We start from the raw sequence: 17,637 nt of genomic DNA on the forward strand, positions 1-17,637 counted from the left end.
CGGTTACCGTCAGTCCAGATACTCGAGCAGTTCGATCCGCGTTCCCGCGGGGTCCTCGAAGAACGCGACCTTTAGCTCGCCGAAGACGGTGGGTTCCATGACGAACGAGACGTCGTCTGCGAGATCCGTGACCGCCGCATCGACGTCGTCGACGGTGTAGCCGAAGTGGAGCACCCCGTACGGTAGCTCGTCGACCAGTCCTGCGGCCTCGTACGGTGCTCGATCGAAGACGTAGAGGTGTTTGTCGCCGATCATCAGTGCGGCGTGCTCGACGGCTGTCGCGCCCGTGGCTTCCTCGTCGGGTTGTTCGTGCTCGATGAGGTCGCCGCCGAGAGTATCGCGATAGAACGCGACGGCGTCGCCGACGTCCGGGACTTTCAGTGCGACGTGATAGAACGCGTCTGGCGTGACCATACTGGACACTTTTCGTCCCGTTTGATAAGTGTGCGCACGGGTGAACGCGAGCCGACGTTAGCCACGATCGACAGTCCGATTCACTTGCCGCACGCGGAACCTACTTTGGTACTCGGACCCAAACCCCGCGGCATGTCCTTCGAGGACACGGACGAGCCGTCGGCTACCGCAGAAGGGAACAAATCCGGGACCGAACCGGTGGATTCGCCTCTCGGGCCCGACCTCGAGACCGCCCGGACCGAACAGTTATCGACTCCAAGCGACGCCTTCCAGGCGCTCGGCAACGAGATCCGGATGGGAATTCTCGAGACGATGCTCGAGCGAACCGACGGCGACGAGCCGTCGCGAGCCACGTTCTCGAACCTGTTCGACGCCTCCGAGGTAGACACGTCGGCCGGCTTCGCCTATCACCTCGAGCAGCTCGTCGGTCCGTATCTCCGAAAGGACGCGGCGGACGAACGCGAGGGGGCCGGTGAACGCACGGCGGGCTACGAACTCACCTACGCCGGACTGCAGATCGCCCGGGCGATCGCAACCGGTACCTACACCCACCGGGTCGACCACCCGCCGATCGCGCTCGAGGAGGCGTGTCCGTTCTGCGAGCGCGACGCGCTCGAGGCCGAGTCGACCGACAACGTCGTGACCGTGGCTTGTGCCGACTGCGAGCGCCGACTGGTTCAACTCGGCTTCCCGCCGTCGGGACTCGAGGCCCACGGACGAGAGTTTCCCGAGGCGTTCGACCGCCACCACCGTCACCGGCTCGCGCTCATGCGCGACGGCGTCTGCCCCGAGTGTGCCGGCGCCGTCGACACCCGACTCGAAACGCCATCGGCTGCGGTCGCCGACGAGTTGCCATCCGAGCACGCGGATCACGTCCAGGCCGTCCTCGAGTGTTCCACCTGCGGCACCGAAGCGCGCTGTCCCGTCACGCTGGCGCTGCTCGAACAGCCGGCGGTCGTCTCGTTCTACCACGAGCACGACCGGAACGTCGGCGACCGCCCCATCTGGAACGTCGGCCACGAGTGGGCCGAAACGGTGCTCTCGGAGGATCCGCTCGCTGTTCGGGTCGTCGTCGAACTCGAGGATGCGGTACTCCCGCTGTACGTCGACGACGGGCTCGACGTGGTCGACGTCCAGCGGGCGACAGTCGAGGGATAAGCCAGGGTCTCGAGCAGTTCGGCTAGGACTCGAGTTCAGCCAGTACCGCCGCGATCTCGTCGGCGGACAGCCGCTCGACCGTCGCCGCGTCCGAATCGATCGTCCACACGTCGAGGCTTTCCGGCTCGAGGTCGCTCTCCGCCGTCGTCGCGAGCGCCTCGAGTGCCGTGGCTATTCCCCGTTGCGTCTCTCCCGGGAGGTCGCCCTCGAGTCGGTCCTCGAAGAATCTCCTGATCCCGTCGGTGCCGTTCCCGATCGAGACGGCCCGCCAGCCGTAGGGGGTGCCGCTGGGATCGACTTCGAAGAGCCGCGGCTGCCCGACGCCCTCGCCCGGTCGGCCGGGATCGACGCCCCCGACGAGCAGCGCCGCACCGAACGGACGCGAGCCGCCCGTCTGGGTGTGCTCCTGAACGTGATCCGCGAGGTGGGTCGCGAGCGATTCCACGCCGACTGGCTCGCCGTATCGTACCCGGTGGTGCTGGGCGACCCGCCGCGCGACGTCGACGAGCTGTCGCGCGTCGGCCGCGTGGCCCGCGGACGCGATCGCGAGGTGGTCGTCGACCTCGTGGATCTTCTCGATCGTGTCCGCCTCGAGCAGCGGCGAGCGAACGCGCTTTCGCGCCGCGAGGACGACGCCGTCGTCGGTCACGACGCCGACGCTCGGCGAGCCGCGTTCGACGGCTTCGCGAGCGTACTCGACCTGGTAGAGCCGGCCGTCTGGCGAGAAGATCGTATTACCGCGGTCGTAGGCCTGCTGTGGTGCACTCGAGTCCATCTCAGCGCACCTCCTCGTCGGACTCCTCGATCGCGTTCGGATCGTTCGACCCGACGTTTCCAGCCCCGTCGCCCGTCGACGCGACGCCGTCGGCGACGCTCCCGAACTGCTCGAGGTCGAGCGAGTCGGCGGTAATCGTCGCGATCGTCATCCCATCGCCGCTGGCGGTGTCGCGTTCGGTGGCACTCTGCACGGCGATCGCAACGACGCGACGGAGGTCCGCAAGCGGGAGGTCGGGCTCGTAGCCCCCCTCGAGCGAGCCGTAGGCGAGTTGCATGCCGCTGCCGCTGGCCGCGTACGCGGTGTCCATGACGCCACCGCCGCCGCCGATCTGGTAGACCGCCGGGCCGTCGTCGACGCCGGCGAGCACGAGGTCGAGGATTCGGTAGGGACCCCGTCGAACGAGATCGCCGGCCACGGTCGCGGCGGTTTCGACCGACGCGGCGTCGCCGTGGCGCAACTCGTAGCCTCGGAGTTCGGCCCGGAGGTGGCGAACGAACGACTGTGCGTCGCTGACGCTGCCCGAGAAGGCGACGGCCGTTCGGTCGGCGACGGGTTCGATCTTCCGTGCCGACTGATTCGTCACGAACTTTCCACCGAGGCTCGCCCGCCTGTCCGCCGCGAGGACGACGCCGTCCGTACCGACGGCACCGACCGTCGTGGTTCCCGTCGTGATCTCGTTCGGTAGGGTGTGCGGGTCGGTCCCCCCGTCGTCTCGGTCGGATCGTCTCCCGTTGCCGCTCGGCTGGATGCCGCTCGACCCGAGGAAACTCGTCTTGACGTTCATTGGTGATTGCATCAGTAACGAAGAGGAGTCCCGACGGAATAGATGTTAGCTAAAATATATTTTAGCTGCGAGGGTGTACGAACTCGTCTCGAGCGTCGAACGGAATCAACAGCGCACGAACGACGGCAACCGAACACCGTACGCGCTCGACAACTCGGGAGTAAATCCGCGTTACGACGCCGGCTAGAGGTCCATCCCGCCGTTGACGTCGATCACTTCGCCCGTCACGTAACTCGAGTCCTCGCTGGCGAGGAAGCGAACGACGGCGGCGATGTCCTCGACTTCCGCCAGCCGCTCGAGCGGAATGCCCGAGATGATTCGCTCGAGGACGTGATCCGGAACGCTCTTGAGCATATCAGTCGCGGTGAAGCCGGGCGCGACGCAGTTGGCCGTCGACCCGCCTTTGGCGAGTTCGAGGGCGATGGTGCGGGTGAAGCCGAACATCCCACTTTTGGCGGCGGCGTAGTTGGCCTGTCCGAAGTTGCCCTGTTTGCCGACGACGCTCGAGATGTTGACCAGTCTCCCCTCGTCGGCGTTCCAAATGTCGTCGTAGAACTCCTGGGTACAGTTGAACATTCCGCCGAGGTTGACGTCCATGACTCGATCCCACTCCTCGCGGGTCATCTCGGTGAACTGTTCGTCGGCCGTGATCCCGGCGTTGTTGACCAAGACGTCGGCCGGGCCGAACGCGTCGTGACAGACTTCACGCATGTGTACGACCTCCTCACGGTCGGCGACGTCGGCCCGTGCGGTGACGGCGCTCCCACCCGCCGATTCGATGGCGTCGACCGCCTCGAGCGCCGATTCCTTCGACGATCGGTAGTTGATCACGACGTTTGCACCCTCCGCGCCGAGGTACTCCGCGATACCGCGTCCGATCCCGCGCGCCGAGCCGGTGATAACACAGGTTCGCCCATCCATAGACATGGTACACCCGTTCAACGTCCGGCGATAAATAACAACATGTTGGGTATCAGGAGATACAGCGACGAGAGGAAGTGACGACACACACGCGAGGGATGGTTCGATAGCACGGTGCGGTCACGCAAACCGTCGGCTATTACCGTATGCTACCGGTTCTGGGCCTGCTCGATCCAGTCTTCGATTCGGCTGGGCGAGATACCGGTTTCGGTGGCCAACTCCGCGGTGTCGGCATCGGCCAACTGATCGAAGGTTTCGATACCGGCTTCGGTGAGATCGTCCGCGTACGCCTGCCCGACGCCGCTGAGATCGGTCAGATCGTCGGTCTCGGACTCGATTTCGGAGGCGGCGTCCTCGCCGGCGACCTCCTCGACGACGTCTTCGTCGACGGCCATCTCGCCCGGCTCTGCGGGCGCTTCCTGAACGTCGTCTTCACCGCGCGCGGCGACTTCCGCGTCGGTTCGATCGGTCGTCTCCGCGTCGATGCCGGCCGATTCGGTCTCGACACCGGCGTCGGTTTCGACCGCCGCGCCGCCGTCCGTCAGATCCGCAGGACCGGATTCGTCTCCGGCGACGTCCTCGGCGAGTGCGGCGTCCTTTTCCTCGGGCTCCGGGGTCTCCGGTTCGGCCTCGATATCCGTTCCGTTCGAGCGCGCCTCGAACCACTCGCTGACCTGCGGCCAGAGTTCGTCGTGGCTTCGCGAGGAGACGGACATCCCGATGTGGCCCGTCGCGAACTCGAGGATCTCGGTGTCCTCGGAACTGACGACGTCGTTGAACGGTTTCGACGCCTCCGGTGGGATGAGGTGGTCGTACTCCGCGACGATCTGGAGGACGGGCATGTCGATCTTCGTGAGGTCGACGTGTTCGCCGTTCAGGTAGAGCTCGTTCTCGTAGAGCTTGTTCTCCTGGTAGATGTCACGGATGAACTCCTCGTAGGCCTTGCCGGCGACGTCGATCCCCTCGTCGAGCCAGCGCTCCATGCGGGCGAAGTTCTCGACGAAGTCCTCGTCTTCCATGTTGTCGTAGAAGCGGACGTACTTCGTCATGTTGTTCGCGACAGGATCCATCAGCGCGAAGCCGACGTCGAGGAATTCGGCGGGAACGTTGTCGAAGGTGTCGGTGACTGTCTCGGGGTCGTAGTAATCGTCGGCGCCCCAGAGCTCGAGTACGCCGCCGTCGCCGGCGAAGCAGAGGCCGGCGGCCATCAGCGCGAGGTTTTTGACCTTCTCGGGGTAGAGCGCGGCGTACATGGCCGACTTCGTGCCACCCATACAGTAGCCGAGGATGTTGATCGAGTCCTGGCCGGAGCGCTCGCGGACCACGTCGACGCAGTTGTCGATGTAGCGGTTGACGTAGTCGTCGAGTCCGAGCGTGCGGTCGAGCCTGGAGGGCTCGCCCCAGTCGATCAGGTAGACGTCGAAGCCGGACTCGAGCAGCGTCTGGACGACCGAGCGGTCGGGCTGGAGGTCGAGGATGTACGGTTTGTTGATCAGCGCGTACGTGACGAGGATCGGCACGTCGTGTTGCTCCTCCGTCATCGGCTCGTAGTGGAGGAGTTTGAGCTTGTTCTCCTCGTAGACGACCTCACTCGGCGTCTGGCCGACCTCGACGTTCTCGAGCGTTTCGGTCCGATCGGGTGTGACTTTGCTCTTGTCGGCCAGATCGGCGGCCGCCTCCCAGGTCTGGCGCTGCATGTCCATGACGGATGTGAACGGGTTCATCATTCCTCCTCGAGATGGTCCAGAACGCGGTCGAGTTTCCCCTCGACGGCGTGCTGGCGGCGTTCGAGTTCGACGAGGCGGTCGCCGACTTCGACGACGTCGTCTCTGGTCGCGAAACCGAGCTGGCTGAGCGTCTCCTGTGAGGCCTCGTCTGCCTGTTGCTGGAGTTCGAGGATGTCGCCGACGGTCTCGCCGGTCATTTTCGCGAAGGCGGTCGTCGACATGACGTCCTTGAACGCCTCGTTGGCCGTGTTGAGCCAAATGTCACGGAACTCCTCCATGTCGACGTCCTCGCCCTCCACGCTGTCGTTCATCCGCTCGACCATCTGCTGGGAGGCGTTCATCCACGTTTCGTAGGCCCGCGCGTAGCCCTCGACGCCCTCGGAGATCTCGTTCTCGTCGGTGGCGTCGCCGACGGCCTCGGACCAGCTCTCGACGAACTGGGCCTGGGCTTCCATGTTCTCCTCGATCGCGTCCATAAACTGTTCGTTCCACTGTTCGACGACTGCGTTCCAGTTCTGGTCCTGGGGCTGTGAATCTGTCATTGTGCTAAAATTGGGGGTGCGGCGCTGAAAAGGCTGCGCCTGATGCTGCGGTCTACGCCGAGACGTCGAACTCTTCGGCGGCTTCCTCGACGTTGTCGGCGACGGACGTCACGTTCGCTTCGACCTGTTCGTGGGCCTCGAGTGCGGCGTCGAACGAGCTGTCGACGACTTCGGAGTAGTTGGCGGCGAACTCGTCGTAGGCGGCTTCGGACTCGTCGATGGCCTCGACGACGGCCTCGAGCGACTGGTGCTGTGCGTCGGTTGCGGAGTCGAAGCCTTCGTCGACGAGTTCGCGGAGGTCGTCGAACTCGGCGGCCTGCTCGGGCATGGAGGCCTCGAGGGCGTCGAAGTAGGCGTGGACGGCGCCCTTGGTCAGTTCGGCGTTGGATTCGAACATCGCGCCGGAGCTCTCGACGGCGTCGCCGAAGGCGCTGATCGAGGACTTCTGGGCCTCGAGGGCGTCGTGGGTGAGGTTCTGGGACTGTTCGAGTGCGGTGCGCTGTGCGTCGAAGACGGCGGTGAATGGGTTCTGAGTCATGATTGATCTTCTCGGTTTCGCTTGACGGGTACGACGATCGTCTGGACGATATCGCCCTCTTCGATGTCGAGGGCTTCCCGTTCCGGGCCGGGAATGCTGATCCGACCGCCGCTCTGGACGCGAGCTTTGAACGTCGCCGTTCCCATGTTCATCGGGCCGAAGCTGGAACCGGTATCGAACGGGTTCGAGCCGCTGGCCTGCATCATCTTCTTCATCATCTCCTGCTGGGATTCGGCAACCTGCTCGCCTGCCTCCTGCATCTGTTCGGTGAACATCGCAGGCGGGAACCAGAGCGATCGGTCGGAGTCGTCCGTCATCAACAGAACGTACGGGCTCGGACCTGATAAGAGTTTCCACTAGATACCATCTAATACCATCCAATGGTTCGGAGCGTATCGGACGTGCTCTCGCGGTCTTCAGACGGGCGACGAGTCGGCGATGCCGATCGAACGAGGGTACGGGAATCACCCGATCGAGCGAGTCGGGCGAACGAAAATAGCTAATAATCGTGTACAATACGGTTAAAATCGTCCAGGTCAGCCAAAGAAGTCATAACCACCACACACCTACCGGCCCGTAGATGTCCCACGAGAAGCCTGCGAAACATAACTTCGCTGCCATGACCGACGCGTGGACGTCGATGGCCCAGACTCTCTTCGAAAGTGCGACTGCTGCCAACCGCGCGGCGATGTCCGCCATGTTGGCACCCGGCGTTTCGAACGGCTCCGATACCGAGACCGTCGCCGCGTCGATTCCGTCCATCGATCACTCCCACCTCGACTGGCAGTTCGACCGAACGGTCGACGACCCGGCCCACATCAGCGTCGGCGACACCGTCACCTTCGAGAAAGTCCTGAGCGAGGACGACGTCCGGGCCTTCGCCCACGTCAGCGGCGACACGAACCGACTCCACCTGGACGAGGACTTCGCCGCCGGCACCCGGTTCGGCGAGCGAATCGTCCACGGGACCCTCGTTTCCGGTCTCATCAGCGCCGCGCTAGCGCGACTCCCCGGACTCACGATCTACCTCTCCCAGGACCTCGAGTTCAGCGGGCCAGTCGGCATCGGCGACCGCGTCTCCGCCCGCGTCGAGATCGTCGAGGACCTCGGAAACAGGCAGTTCCGCCTCGAGACGATCATCCGGAACGAGAGCGAGGACGCGACCGTTATCAACGGCGAAGCGGTCGTCCTCATCGACGACATGCCGGAAGAGTAGTCGACGTTCCACGCCGTCGACCGACCGTTCAGGCAGTTTAGCAGCCTCTCGTTTTCAGCCCAGCCCTCCCCCGCCCGCCGATTCCGTATAGTAGCCACTGAAAGTCAACGCACACCCGATCGCAGGACGGCGTTGCGATCGGTGTGTAAATCGTTTCAGTTGTTACTATAGCGACGGCGCTTCCGAATCGGGTGCAACGTTGCTAAGTAGTTCCTCGCGGAACGGCCTGCTATGACGCTCTTCGGGACTGCAGGGATCCGCGGCCCGGTCGAAGAGGTAACGCCAGCACTCGCGCTCGCGGTCGGACAGGCCGCCGGCGATCCCGACACGACGTTCGTCGTCGGCCGAGACGGCCGAGAAACCGGACCCGCACTCGCCGCGGCGGTCGAAGCCGGCCTCGAGAGCGCCGGCTCAGACGTCGTTCGAATCGGCGAAGTACCGACGCCGACGCTGGCGTTTGCCTCGCGCGGCCGCAAGGGCGTGATGCTCACCGCGAGCCACAACCCGCCCCAGGACAACGGCATCAAACTCTTCGCGAACGGCGTCGAGTTCGACCGCAACGCCGAACGCGCCGTCGAGGATCTGGTCGAGAGCGACGGCGAAATCGAGTCCGTCCGCTGGGACCAGTGGGGCGAGTCGTCGACGCTCGAGGTCCTCGACGCGTATCGGGACGCCGTCGTCGCCTACGTGCGCGAGCAGTTCACGTCGTCGAGCGATGCCGCGGCCGACGACGCGCCGCTCGAGGGGCTCGAGATCGCCGTCGACTGCGGCAACGGGATGGGATCGCTCGCGACGCCCCACGTCCTCGGACGACTCGGCGCCGACGTCGTCGCGCTCAACGCGAACGTCGACGGCCACTTTATCGCCCGCGAGAGCAAGCCGACGCCGGAGACGCTGTCGGACTTTTCGGCCTTTTTAGAGACGAGCTCGTTCGACCTCGGACTGGCCCACGACGGCGACGCCGATCGACTGGTCGTGCTCGGTCCCGACGGCGAGGTGATCCACGAGGACACCGTGCTCGCCCTCGTTGCGGCCCACTACACGGCGGCGAGCGACGCCGACGATCCCGTCGTCGTGACGACGCCCAACGCATCGGCGCGCATCGACGAACAGGTCCGAAACGCGGGCGGGCGCGTCGAACGGGTCCGTCTCGGCGCGCTTCACGAGGGGATCGCTCGAGAGCGCCGTGCGGCGGCGGACGACGACGAGACGGCCGTCGTCTTCGCCGCGGAGCCGTGGAAACACATCCACACGGCCTTCGGTGGGTGGATCGACGGCGTCGCGAGCGCGGCCGTCGTCAGCGCCCTCGTCGCCGCGGCCGGCGATACGGAGACGCTCCGCGCGCCCGTCACCGAACGGCCCTACCGCAAGGTCAGCGTCGACTGCCCGGACGACGCCAAAGCCGGCGCGATGGCCGCCCTCGAGACCGACCTCTCCGACGCGTTCCCGGCGGCGGCCGTCGACACGAGCTACGGCGTTCGACTCGAGTTCGAGGACGCCTCGTGGGTCCTCGTCCGCCCGAGCGGGACCGAGCCCTACGTGCGGATCTACGCCGAGAGCGACACCGTCGACGACCTGGTCGCGGACGCTCGCGATGTCGTCGAGGCCGCGATCGCGGCTTCCCGGTGAGCGAATCGGATCCGAAGCGCCGAAACCCGATTCGACGCTTCGGTCGGGTTCACGACGGCGGAGTCGAACCGGATCGGGTTTCGTGAAAGCCGGGCGATTTCGATTCCGGCTATGCGTTTCACGCCGCTCGTGTTCGGAACGAATAACAAGTGTAGACAGACTAGTTCTGTTACTATTACATTCGTCGATTCCGACGAGTATAAACCGAATGTCTACGCTATTCAGGGCTATGGCGCAGAATCGACGGCGGTTCCTTACTGGTGCAGGTGTCGCAGGACTAACCACGTTAGCCGGCTGTGTGGGCGGATTCGGCGAAGACGCCGACACGGAGTTCAACGTCGGCATGATCTACGCGAGCGGCGGGCTCGGCGACAACTCGTTCAACGACATGGCGCAGTCGGGGATCGAGGACGCACAGGACGAGTTCGACCTCAGCTACGATCAAGCCGAACCCGACGACGAGGGTGAGTTCGACGGCCACCAGCGCGACTTCGCGGAGGGTGGCGAGTACGATCTGATCACCTGTGTCGGCTTCGCACAGGAGGACGCGCTCGCGGAGAACGCCCCCGAGTACCCCGATCAGAACTTCATGATCATCGATACCGCGGGTATCGAGGAAGACAACGTCCGAAACTACGTCTTCGACGAGCCGGGCGGCTCGTTCCAGGTCGGCCACCTGGCGGGACTGTTGACCGCCGAGGAGTTCTCGGCCGGCGACGGAGAGACGAACCCGGACGAGGACGTCGTCGGCTTCGTCGGCGGCGTCGAATCACCCCTGATCGAGTCGTTCGAGGCCGGCTTCACCGCCGGCGTCGAGTACGCGAACGACGACGCCGAGGTCATCTCCTCGTACGTCGGCGACTTCAACGACACGAGCGGCGGTCAAGAGGCCGCACTCTCGATGTATCAGGACCACGGCGCCGATATCGTCTTCCACGCCGCGGGTGCGACCGGCGTGGGCGTCTTCCAGGCCGCCGAATCCGAAGGTCGGTTCGCGATCGGCGTCGACTCCGATCAGTCGCTCGAGGAGGAAGACTACGCCGACGTGATCCTCGCGAGCATGGTCAAGCGCGTCGACGAGGCCGTCTACACGGCCGTCGAGTCGATCGTCAACGACGAGTTCGAGGGCGGCGAAACCGAGGAGCTCGGACTCGAGGACGGCGGCGTCGAGGCGGTCTACGGCGACACGATCGGCGACGAGATCCCCGACGAGATCACGGAGCAGGTCGACCAATCCAGACAGGAACTCATCGACGGCGAGATCGAGGTTCCGGACGATCCCGACGACGTCTGATCGCGCATGACCGAGCCGGGAACGGAACACACCGACGACGCGGGCGGAGTCGAGACAGCGACTGCGGGCGATCTCGCGGTGCATCTCGACGGAATCACCAAACGGTTTCCGGGCGTCGTCGCGAACGACGACGTCGACCTGCTGGTCGAGCGAGGGAGCGTCCACGCCCTGCTAGGGGAGAACGGGGCCGGAAAGACGACGCTGATGAACGTCCTCTACGGGCTCTACGAGCCGAACGAGGGTCGCGTGGTCGTCGACGGCACCGAACGGGCGTTCGGTTCGCCGCGCGATGCCATCGACGCGGGGATCGGCATGATCCACCAGCACTTCATGCTGGTCGACACGATGACCGTCGCGGAGAACATCGCACTCGGTAACGAGCCGCGAAAGTGGTTCGGGATGGCGGTCGACCGCGAGCGTATCGAGCGCGAGATCCGGGATCTCTGCGATCGCTACGGGTTCGACGTCGATCCGACGGCGACGATCGCCGACTGTAGCGTCGGCGTCCAGCAGCGCGTCGAGATCCTCAAAGCGCTCTACCGTGGCGCCGACGTTCTCATTCTCGACGAGCCGACGGCCGTCCTCACGCCCCAGGAGGTCGAGGGGCTCTACGACGTGCTCGAGGAGCTAACGGCCCAGGGGAAGACGATCATTTTCATCACGCACAAACTCGGCGAGGCGACCCACGCCGCGGACGCGATCACCGTCCTCCGGGACGGGGAATCCGTCGGCACGGTCGATCCGAACCGGACGACGCGAGAAGAACTGGCCGAGTACATGGTCGGCCGAGAGGTCCTCCTCGAGGCCGAAACCGAGCCGAACGAGGTCGGCGAGACGATCCTCTCCGTCGAGGATATTGCCGTCGAAGACGCGCGCGGCGTCGAGGTCGTCTCGGGCATCGATCTCGAGGTCCGGGCCGGCGAGATCCTCGGCATCGCCGGGGTCGACGGCAACGGTCAGGCCGAACTGATCGAAGCGATCACGGGGCTTCGAGCGCCCGAACGCGGGTCGGTCGTCTTCGACGACGCGGACGTGACCGACTGGTCGCGCCGCGATCGAATCGACGCCGGCATGTCGTACATCCCGGAGGATCGCCACGAGCGCGGGCTCGTGATGTCGTTCGATCTCGTCGAAAACGGCGTGCTCGGAAGCCAGCGCTCCGAGGAGTTCTCCGAGTCCGGACGCATCGACTGGCAGGGGGTCCGGGACCACTCCGAGGAGATCATCGAGACCTACGACGTTCGCCCGCCCGACGCGGAGGCGGACGCCGAATCCCTCTCGGGCGGCAACCAGCAGAAGTTCATCGTCGGCCGCGAGTTCGAACGCGATCCGCGGCTGGTCGTCGCGACCCACCCGACCCGCGGCGTCGACATCGGGTCGACCGAGTTCATCCACGAACGGCTGCTCGAACTCCGTCGGGCGGGTATCGCCATCCTGCTGGTCTCGTCGAATCTGGACGAGGTGCGGAGCCTCTCCGACCGGCTGGCGGTCATCTACGAGGGCTCGTTCATGGACGTCACCGATCCCGACGATCTCACCGAGGAGGGACTCGGCTTGCTCATGGCCGGCGAACGGCCGGAGTCACGAGCCGCGTCCGACTCCGCCGACGGAATGTCACCGACCACCGACGCCGATTCCGGAGGTGACGCATGAGACAGCGACTCGAGGCGCTTCTCGAGCGACTCGTCCGTGCGTCGATCGTAGAGCGGATCGCCATCAGTATCGCGGCCCTGTTCGCGTCGATTCTGGTCGGCGGCGTGCTCGTGTTCGTTTCGGGCGCCTTCGCCTCCTGTCAGACCGGGCTGAACGTCGCCGGCTGGACCTTCTGTTACAACCCGATGCAGGTCTACTACGAGCTGTTCTTGGGCGCGCTCGGCCACCCGCTCGAGGGCGGCTGGAGTCCGGGGAACCACCGACTGGCGACGACGCTCCAGCAGACGACGCTGCTGATCTTCACCGGACTGTCGTTCGCGGTGGCCTACCGGGCCGGCCTGTTCAACATCGGGACGCAGGGACAGTTAGTCGTCGGCGGTCTCGCGACGGCGGTCACCGTCGTCTACGCCTCGCTGGTCGTTCCCAGCGGCGTCGTCGGGACGGTCGTGCTCATCCCGCTCGGCGTGCTCGCCGGTGCGGTCGCGGGTGGGTTCTTCGGCGCGATTCCGGGTGCGCTCAAAGCCTACGCCGACGCGAACGAGGTCATCACGACCATCATGCTCAACTTCGTCGCCGTCGGGATCACCTCGACGCTGCTATCGTGGCAGTTCCAGGACCCCGACAGCCCCAATCCGGGGACTCGGCGAATTCCCGAGTACGCCGAGATTCCGAACATCCCGCTCGTCGGCTTCAGTAGCCGGGCGAACTTCTCGCTGCTCGCGCTCGCGTTCGCGATCGCGCTCATGATCGGGATCGCCTGGCTGCTCGCGCGTACTTCCTTCGGCTACGAACTCCGGACGAGCGGCGTCCAGCCGGAGGCGGCCGCCTACAGCGGCGTCGACGAGAAACGGATGATCGTCACGAGCATGACCCTCTCCGGCGCGCTCGGCGGCATCGGCGGCGCGCTCTGGGTGCTCATGCAACACGGCCGCTGGCTCGAGAGCGTGCCGCCGCTCGGCTTCGACGGCATCGCCGTCTCGATCCTCGCGGCTAACAACCCGCTGGGTATCGGCGTGTCGGCGCTCCTCTTCGGCGTCCTCGACAGCGGCTCGAGCGCGATCGGGACCGCGACGGCCGTCCCGCCGGAGTTGGTGGGGATTCTGAGCGGTCTCATCATCCTGTTCGTCGCGATGCCGGAGTTCTTCCGTATGATCGGCACACGATACGTCGAAGTCGGCAGTAGCGACCTCGTCCGCACAGACGGCGGTGAACTCGCCGAAGACGGTGCAACGGCCGACGACGGAGGTGAACGCGATGATTGACGGACTCTCACGCTGGACCGTCATCGCGATAACTGCCTCGGTTGCGGTCCTCTGGATCGCGCTCGGTGTCGTCTTCCCCGATTCGTGGGCGGGCGTTACGCTGTCGGTCGCCGCCAGCCCGGGAACGCACACGGCGATGCTCCGGCTGGCCGTCCCCATCGCGCTCGCCGCGATCGGGGGGATCTTCGCGGAGAAGAGCGGCGTGATCAACATCGGAATCGAGGGTCTGCTCATCGTCTCGGCGTTCAGCGCGGTGATCGTCACCTTCTGGCTGGGCTCCGGCGAGTCGACGTTCGCGGTCTCACACCACTGGTGGGGACTGCTCGCGGGCGTGCTCGTGAGCACGCTGTTCGCGCTGCTGTTCGCGGTCGTCTGCATCGAGTACAAGGCGGACCAGATCATCGCGGGACTGGCGCTCTGGCTCATCGCGCTCGGGCTGGCACCGTTCGTCTCGCGGATCGTCTTCGACAGCCCGAACACCGGCAACGTCGGTACGTTCGACAACGTGACGATCCCGGTGCTGTCCGAGATTCCGCTGCTCGGCTATCTGCTGTTCGACACGCCGCCGCAGGTCTACCTCATGTTCGGGGCCGTCCTCGTCGGCTGGTACGTACTCAACTGGACGAGCTTCGGGCGCTGGGTCGTCGCCAGCGGCGAGAATCCCAAGGCGCTCGACACGGCCGGCGTCGACGTCCGAAAGGTCCGCTACGCGGCGGTCATCCTCTCGGGCGTGTTCGCCGGCCTCGGCGGTGCAGGGTTCGCTCTCGGCCAGCTCGGCACCTTCGCCGGCGGCGGCGAAACCGACATGCAGGGCCGCGGATTCATCGCCATCGCGACCTACCTGTTCGCGAACTACCACCCCCTCGGCGCGCTCGCGGGCTCGTTCCTCTTCGCGGGCCTCGACGCGTTCCAGCTTCGGATTCAGAACATCGGCTACGCCGTCCCGTCGGAGCTCATCCGCACGATTCCCTACGTGACGGTGATCCTCGTGATCACCTTCGTCGGGAAGACCCGGCTGCCGGACGCCGCCGGCGAGAACTACGAGTCCGGCGAGGACTGAGCACCGCTTCGCGTCTGGCAGCGGTTCTACAGGCGGCCGAGGCAGAGTGCCTCGGGGTTCAACCCCGAGCGGTTCACGGCCGTCGGTGCCTTCTTGTCCGCGCTCGAGCTAGCACCGCTATGAACGAAACCGAACTCCTCGAGATCGCCCGCGACGTCCAGTCCGACGCCCACGTTCCCTACTCCGAGTACCCCGTTGGCGCCGCCCTCGAGACGGCCGACGGCGAGGTCTTCGTCGGTTGCAACCTCGAAAACGCGAACTACAGCAACAGCCTCCACGCGGAGGAGGTAGCCGTCGCCGAGGCGGTCAAGAACGGTCACCGCGACTTTACGCGGCTCGCCGTCAGCTCCGGCCGCCGGGACGGGGTCACCCCCTGCGGGATGTGTCGCCAGACGCTCGCGGAGTTCTGCGACGACGACCTCCTCGTGATCTGCGACGAGGGAGAGGACGAGGAGCCAACGGAGTACACGCTCGGTGGCCTGCTGCCGAACACGATCACCGAGGAGATGCTCGAGTAACGAGTCGAGTCGTCCACACGCTATTCGGTCAGAACTGGCGTTCGAACTCCACCGGATCGGAGACCGTGTAGTACGGCCCGCCCAGCCGGCCGACGGTCGGGAGGTCCCGCATATCGAGTTTTCCGTCACCCTCGGCGAGCAGTTCCTCGTCGACGTGGACGTGCTGGACGTCGCCGAGGATCATCAGTTTGTCGTGGACCTCGAGCGAGTCGTGCAGCGTACACTCCATCGAAACGGCCGCGTTCGCGACGCGCGACGCCGACACGGTCCGACAGTCGGCGCGCTCGACGTCGGCGAGATCGAACTCGCTCTCCTCTGATGGGATCGCGGCCGAGGTGTGGTCCATCCGTTCGATCTCGGACTCGGTGACAACGTTGACGACGAACTCGCCGGTGTCAAGGGCGTTTCGCGCGGTGTCTTTCAGTTCGTCGCGGTCGCCGTTTGGCGTGTTGAACAGCACCGTCGGTTCCTTCAACGAGACGTAGTTGTAGGAGCTAAAGGGAGCCAGGTTGTCGACGCCGTCTTCGGTTCGCGTGCTGATCCAGGCGATGGGACGGGGGGTGACGACCGTCTTGACGAACCGCGCGATTTCGTCTTCGGACCGCTCGTCCGTGTCGAACTCGTGCATGGATCGCGGATAGGGGTGCTACCATATCAGTTCGACGGGTTCCGGCGAGTTGGTGAGGGTCAGGCTCGTTCCGCGAGCACGTCCCGAAGCACCGTCCGGTGGCAGCGCTTCTTCGCGGTGTTCTCGAAACAGACCAGCGCCAGCGACTCGCCGTCCGCGAGTCGGGTTTCGAGGCCCTCGAGCGCCGCCCGCGCGTCGGCCGACTCCTCGAGGTGGTCTCGATACGCCTCCTCGAACCCGACCTCGTCCCACGCGGCGTTGTGCGCACCCTCCTCGCAGACGCCGCGCATCTTGAGGTCGTCGACGGTCGTCCGGAACGACTCGAGCAACTCGGTGGGCGGCCCGAGTTCCGGCTGATTCTCGTCGACGGCCGCGTGAAACCACGGCGTCGGTTTCCGAACGACGCCGACGAGCGTCGTCTCGGGCGGGAGATCGACGAGATCGTGTTGCAATGCGGCGACGTAGGTGTCCGCGAGCGTGCCCTCGATCCCGGCCGCATCGTCGGCTCCGGCTGTACCGCCAGGTTCGCCCGCACCGTCGGCACCAGCCGTACCGTTAGCCCCGGCTGCACCGTCGGCCTCGGCCGTGTCGTCAGGTTCGTCCGGTCCCTCGAATCCGCGTGCCATACCGGTCGGTACGTCGGCCCTGCAGTTATATACGGCGGCGGTGCGAATCACCGCGTCTGAATGACCGGCGACAGCGAAGATCCGAACGCCGACGTACAGTACCACCTCGAGGTCGGCTCCGACGACGTCGCGGAGACCGTGCTCCTCCCGGGGAATCCGGAGCGACTCGAGAAGATCGTCGACTTCTGGGACGACCACGAAGTCACGGCCCACCACCGCGAGTACCGGACCGCGACGGGGACAACCGAGGGAACGCCGATTTCGGTCACGTCGACGGGGATCGGCAGTCCGTCGGCGGCCATCGCCGTCGAGGAACTCGCCCGCGTCGGCTGTGACACGTTTATTCGTGTCGGCTCCTGTGGCGCAATCCAGCCCGAGATGGACGTCGGCGATCTGGTGATCACGACCGGTGCGGTCCGCCAGGAGGGGACCAGCGACGAGTACGTTCGGGAGGATTACCCCGCCGCGGCCGATCACGAGGTCGTCTGCGCGCTGATCGCGGCCGCCGAGCGACTCGGCTACGACTACCACACGGGCATCACGATGAGCGCGGACTCCTTCTACGCGGGGCAGGGGCGACCCGGCTTCGACGGCTTCGAGGCGGCTAACGCGGACGATCTCGTCGACCAGTTGAAGGAGGCGAACGTCAAAAATATCGAGATGGAAGCCAGCGCGATCGTGACCATCGCGAACATCTACGGTCTTCGCGCCGGTGCCGTCTGTACCGTCTACGCGAACCGCGAAACCGGCGAGTTCCGAACGGAAGGCGAATCACGCGCCGCCGAGACGGCGACGCTCGCGACCCACCTGCTCGCGAAGATGGACGCCGTCAAGCGCGAGGCCGGCGCGGATCGCTGGCACGCCGGGCTCTCGCTCGAGGACGCGTGAA

Annotated in this window: 19 protein-coding genes; 9 read left to right on the top strand and 10 right to left on the bottom strand. The window is 65.5% G+C overall.

Going from position 1 to position 17,637, the window contains the following annotated elements; all coding sequences use genetic code 11:
• Positions 1 to 9: 9 nt before the first annotated feature.
• Positions 10 to 414, bottom strand: coding sequence for a VOC family protein (locus BLT08_RS03995; protein ID WP_090303474.1), 405 nt, complete (start codon positions 412 to 414; stop codon positions 10 to 12).
• 132 nt (positions 415 to 546) lie between these two features.
• Between BLT08_RS03995 and BLT08_RS04000 the strand changes: the two genes are divergently transcribed.
• Positions 547 to 1,572, top strand: a complete 1,026-nt coding sequence (locus BLT08_RS04000) for a DUF7351 domain-containing protein (RefSeq protein ID WP_245724141.1) — start codon at positions 547 to 549, stop codon at positions 1,570 to 1,572.
• 22 nt (positions 1,573 to 1,594) lie between these two features.
• On the opposite strand, the gene BLT08_RS04005 is transcribed toward BLT08_RS04000, so the two are convergent.
• From BLT08_RS04005 to BLT08_RS04035, 7 genes are all read right to left on the bottom strand, one after another.
• On the bottom strand, positions 1,595 to 2,347 hold the full coding sequence (locus BLT08_RS04005; protein WP_090303475.1) for an archaeal proteasome endopeptidase complex subunit alpha: 753 nt from the start codon (positions 2,345 to 2,347) through the stop codon (positions 1,595 to 1,597).
• A gap of 1 nt (position 2,348) precedes the next feature.
• On the bottom strand, positions 2,349 to 3,146 hold the full coding sequence (locus tag BLT08_RS04010) for a proteasome subunit alpha (RefSeq protein ID WP_245724142.1): 798 nt from the start codon (positions 3,144 to 3,146) through the stop codon (positions 2,349 to 2,351).
• Between the two features lie 171 nt (positions 3,147 to 3,317).
• A complete protein-coding gene (locus BLT08_RS04015; RefSeq protein ID WP_090303477.1) occupies positions 3,318 to 4,061 on the bottom strand; it encodes a beta-ketoacyl-ACP reductase in 744 nt (247 codons plus the stop codon).
• Positions 4,062 to 4,204: 143 nt separating this feature from the next.
• On the bottom strand, positions 4,205 to 5,782 hold the full coding sequence (gene phaC / locus BLT08_RS04020) for a class III poly(R)-hydroxyalkanoic acid synthase subunit PhaC (protein ID WP_090303478.1): 1,578 nt from the start codon (positions 5,780 to 5,782) through the stop codon (positions 4,205 to 4,207).
• Positions 5,779 to 6,324 (bottom strand): poly(R)-hydroxyalkanoic acid synthase subunit PhaE, encoded by a 546-nt coding sequence (locus BLT08_RS04025; RefSeq protein ID WP_090303479.1) that lies wholly within the window; start codon positions 6,322 to 6,324, stop codon positions 5,779 to 5,781. Before BLT08_RS04025 ends, phaC begins: the two co-directional genes overlap by 4 nt.
• Before the next feature lie 52 nt (positions 6,325 to 6,376).
• A complete protein-coding gene (locus tag BLT08_RS04030; protein WP_090303480.1) occupies positions 6,377 to 6,862 on the bottom strand; it encodes a hypothetical protein in 486 nt (161 codons plus the stop codon).
• Complete coding sequence (locus tag BLT08_RS04035) at positions 6,859 to 7,179, bottom strand: AbrB/MazE/SpoVT family DNA-binding domain-containing protein (protein WP_090303481.1); 321 nt, start codon at positions 7,177 to 7,179, stop codon at positions 6,859 to 6,861. The genes BLT08_RS04030 and BLT08_RS04035 overlap by 4 nt, the downstream gene beginning before the upstream one ends.
• A 263-nt stretch (positions 7,180 to 7,442) precedes the next feature.
• Here BLT08_RS04035 and BLT08_RS04040 point away from each other — a divergent pair, with 263 nt between their 5' ends.
• The 7 genes from BLT08_RS04040 (at position 7,443) to cdd (ending at position 15,494) form a co-directional block, all read left to right on the top strand.
• Complete coding sequence (locus BLT08_RS04040) at positions 7,443 to 8,078, top strand: MaoC family dehydratase (RefSeq protein WP_090303482.1); 636 nt, start codon at positions 7,443 to 7,445, stop codon at positions 8,076 to 8,078.
• A gap of 231 nt (positions 8,079 to 8,309) precedes the next feature.
• A complete protein-coding gene (locus BLT08_RS04045; RefSeq protein ID WP_090303483.1) occupies positions 8,310 to 9,707 on the top strand; it encodes a phosphohexomutase domain-containing protein in 1,398 nt (465 codons plus the stop codon).
• Positions 9,708 to 9,936: 229 nt separating this feature from the next.
• Positions 9,937 to 11,001: a BMP family lipoprotein gene (locus BLT08_RS04050; RefSeq protein ID WP_090303484.1), complete on the top strand. Its 1,065-nt coding sequence runs from the start codon at positions 9,937 to 9,939 to the stop codon at positions 10,999 to 11,001.
• Between the two features lie 6 nt (positions 11,002 to 11,007).
• Positions 11,008 to 12,654, top strand: coding sequence for an ABC transporter ATP-binding protein (locus BLT08_RS04055; RefSeq protein ID WP_090303485.1), 1,647 nt, complete (start codon positions 11,008 to 11,010; stop codon positions 12,652 to 12,654).
• A complete protein-coding gene (locus BLT08_RS04060) occupies positions 12,651 to 13,916 on the top strand; it encodes an ABC transporter permease (RefSeq protein ID WP_090303486.1) in 1,266 nt (421 codons plus the stop codon). Before BLT08_RS04055 ends, BLT08_RS04060 begins: the two co-directional genes overlap by 4 nt.
• The gene (locus BLT08_RS04065) at positions 13,909 to 14,976 is read left to right on the top strand and encodes an ABC transporter permease (RefSeq protein ID WP_090303929.1); all 1,068 of its coding nucleotides are present in this window, start codon (positions 13,909 to 13,911) and stop codon (positions 14,974 to 14,976) included. The genes BLT08_RS04060 and BLT08_RS04065 overlap by 8 nt, the downstream gene beginning before the upstream one ends.
• 119 nt (positions 14,977 to 15,095) lie before the next feature.
• Entirely contained in the window at positions 15,096 to 15,494 is a 399-nt protein-coding gene (gene cdd / locus BLT08_RS04070) for a cytidine deaminase (RefSeq protein ID WP_090303487.1), read from the top strand.
• Between the two features lie 28 nt (positions 15,495 to 15,522).
• Here cdd and BLT08_RS04075 read toward each other — a convergent pair whose 3' ends face one another.
• Positions 15,523 to 16,122, bottom strand: a complete 600-nt coding sequence (locus BLT08_RS04075) for a flavin reductase family protein (RefSeq protein WP_090303488.1) — start codon at positions 16,120 to 16,122, stop codon at positions 15,523 to 15,525.
• A 59-nt stretch (positions 16,123 to 16,181) separates the two neighbouring features.
• Complete coding sequence (locus BLT08_RS04080; RefSeq protein ID WP_245724163.1) at positions 16,182 to 16,610, bottom strand: DUF488 domain-containing protein; 429 nt, start codon at positions 16,608 to 16,610, stop codon at positions 16,182 to 16,184.
• 198 nt (positions 16,611 to 16,808) lie between these two features.
• Between BLT08_RS04080 and BLT08_RS04085 the strand changes: the two genes are divergently transcribed.
• Entirely contained in the window at positions 16,809 to 17,636 is an 828-nt protein-coding gene (locus BLT08_RS04085) for a nucleoside phosphorylase (protein ID WP_090303490.1), read from the top strand.
• The last annotated feature ends 1 nt before the right edge of the window (position 17,637 follow it).

The organism is Natronorubrum texcoconense (assembly GCF_900100335.1).
Taxonomy (GTDB): Archaea; Halobacteriota; Halobacteria; order Halobacteriales; family Natrialbaceae; genus Natronorubrum; species Natronorubrum texcoconense.

Bases quoted from the DNA above. Each gene is read 5' to 3' on its own strand.
- BLT08_RS04030 (WP_090303480.1), bottom strand. From the start codon at position 6,862: ATGACTCAGAACCCATTCACCGCCGTCTTCGACGCACAGCGCACCGCA.
- BLT08_RS04015 (WP_090303477.1), bottom strand. From the start codon at position 4,061: ATGTCTATGGATGGGCGAACCTGTGTTATCACCGGCTCGGCGCGCGGG.
- cdd (WP_090303487.1), top strand. From the start codon at position 15,096: ATGAACGAAACCGAACTCCTCGAGATCGCCCGCGACGTCCAGTCCGAC.
- BLT08_RS04075 (WP_090303488.1), bottom strand. From the start codon at position 16,122: ATGCACGAGTTCGACACGGACGAGCGGTCCGAAGACGAAATCGCGCGG.
- BLT08_RS04045 (WP_090303483.1), top strand. From the start codon at position 8,310: ATGACGCTCTTCGGGACTGCAGGGATCCGCGGCCCGGTCGAAGAGGTA.
- phaC (WP_090303478.1), bottom strand. From the start codon at position 5,782: ATGATGAACCCGTTCACATCCGTCATGGACATGCAGCGCCAGACCTGG.
- BLT08_RS04010 (WP_245724142.1), bottom strand. From the start codon at position 3,146: ATGCAATCACCAATGAACGTCAAGACGAGTTTCCTCGGGTCGAGCGGC.
- BLT08_RS04060 (WP_090303486.1), top strand. From the start codon at position 12,651: ATGAGACAGCGACTCGAGGCGCTTCTCGAGCGACTCGTCCGTGCGTCG.
- BLT08_RS04055 (WP_090303485.1), top strand. From the start codon at position 11,008: ATGACCGAGCCGGGAACGGAACACACCGACGACGCGGGCGGAGTCGAG.
- BLT08_RS04025 (WP_090303479.1), bottom strand. From the start codon at position 6,324: ATGACAGATTCACAGCCCCAGGACCAGAACTGGAACGCAGTCGTCGAA.
- BLT08_RS04035 (WP_090303481.1), bottom strand. From the start codon at position 7,179: ATGACGGACGACTCCGACCGATCGCTCTGGTTCCCGCCTGCGATGTTC.
- BLT08_RS03995 (WP_090303474.1), bottom strand. From the start codon at position 414: ATGGTCACGCCAGACGCGTTCTATCACGTCGCACTGAAAGTCCCGGAC.
- BLT08_RS04005 (WP_090303475.1), bottom strand. From the start codon at position 2,347: ATGGACTCGAGTGCACCACAGCAGGCCTACGACCGCGGTAATACGATC.
- BLT08_RS04040 (WP_090303482.1), top strand. From the start codon at position 7,443: ATGTCCCACGAGAAGCCTGCGAAACATAACTTCGCTGCCATGACCGAC.
- BLT08_RS04050 (WP_090303484.1), top strand. From the start codon at position 9,937: ATGGCGCAGAATCGACGGCGGTTCCTTACTGGTGCAGGTGTCGCAGGA.
- BLT08_RS04065 (WP_090303929.1), top strand. From the start codon at position 13,909: ATGATTGACGGACTCTCACGCTGGACCGTCATCGCGATAACTGCCTCG.
- BLT08_RS04085 (WP_090303490.1), top strand. From the start codon at position 16,809: ATGACCGGCGACAGCGAAGATCCGAACGCCGACGTACAGTACCACCTC.
- BLT08_RS04000 (WP_245724141.1), top strand. From the start codon at position 547: ATGTCCTTCGAGGACACGGACGAGCCGTCGGCTACCGCAGAAGGGAAC.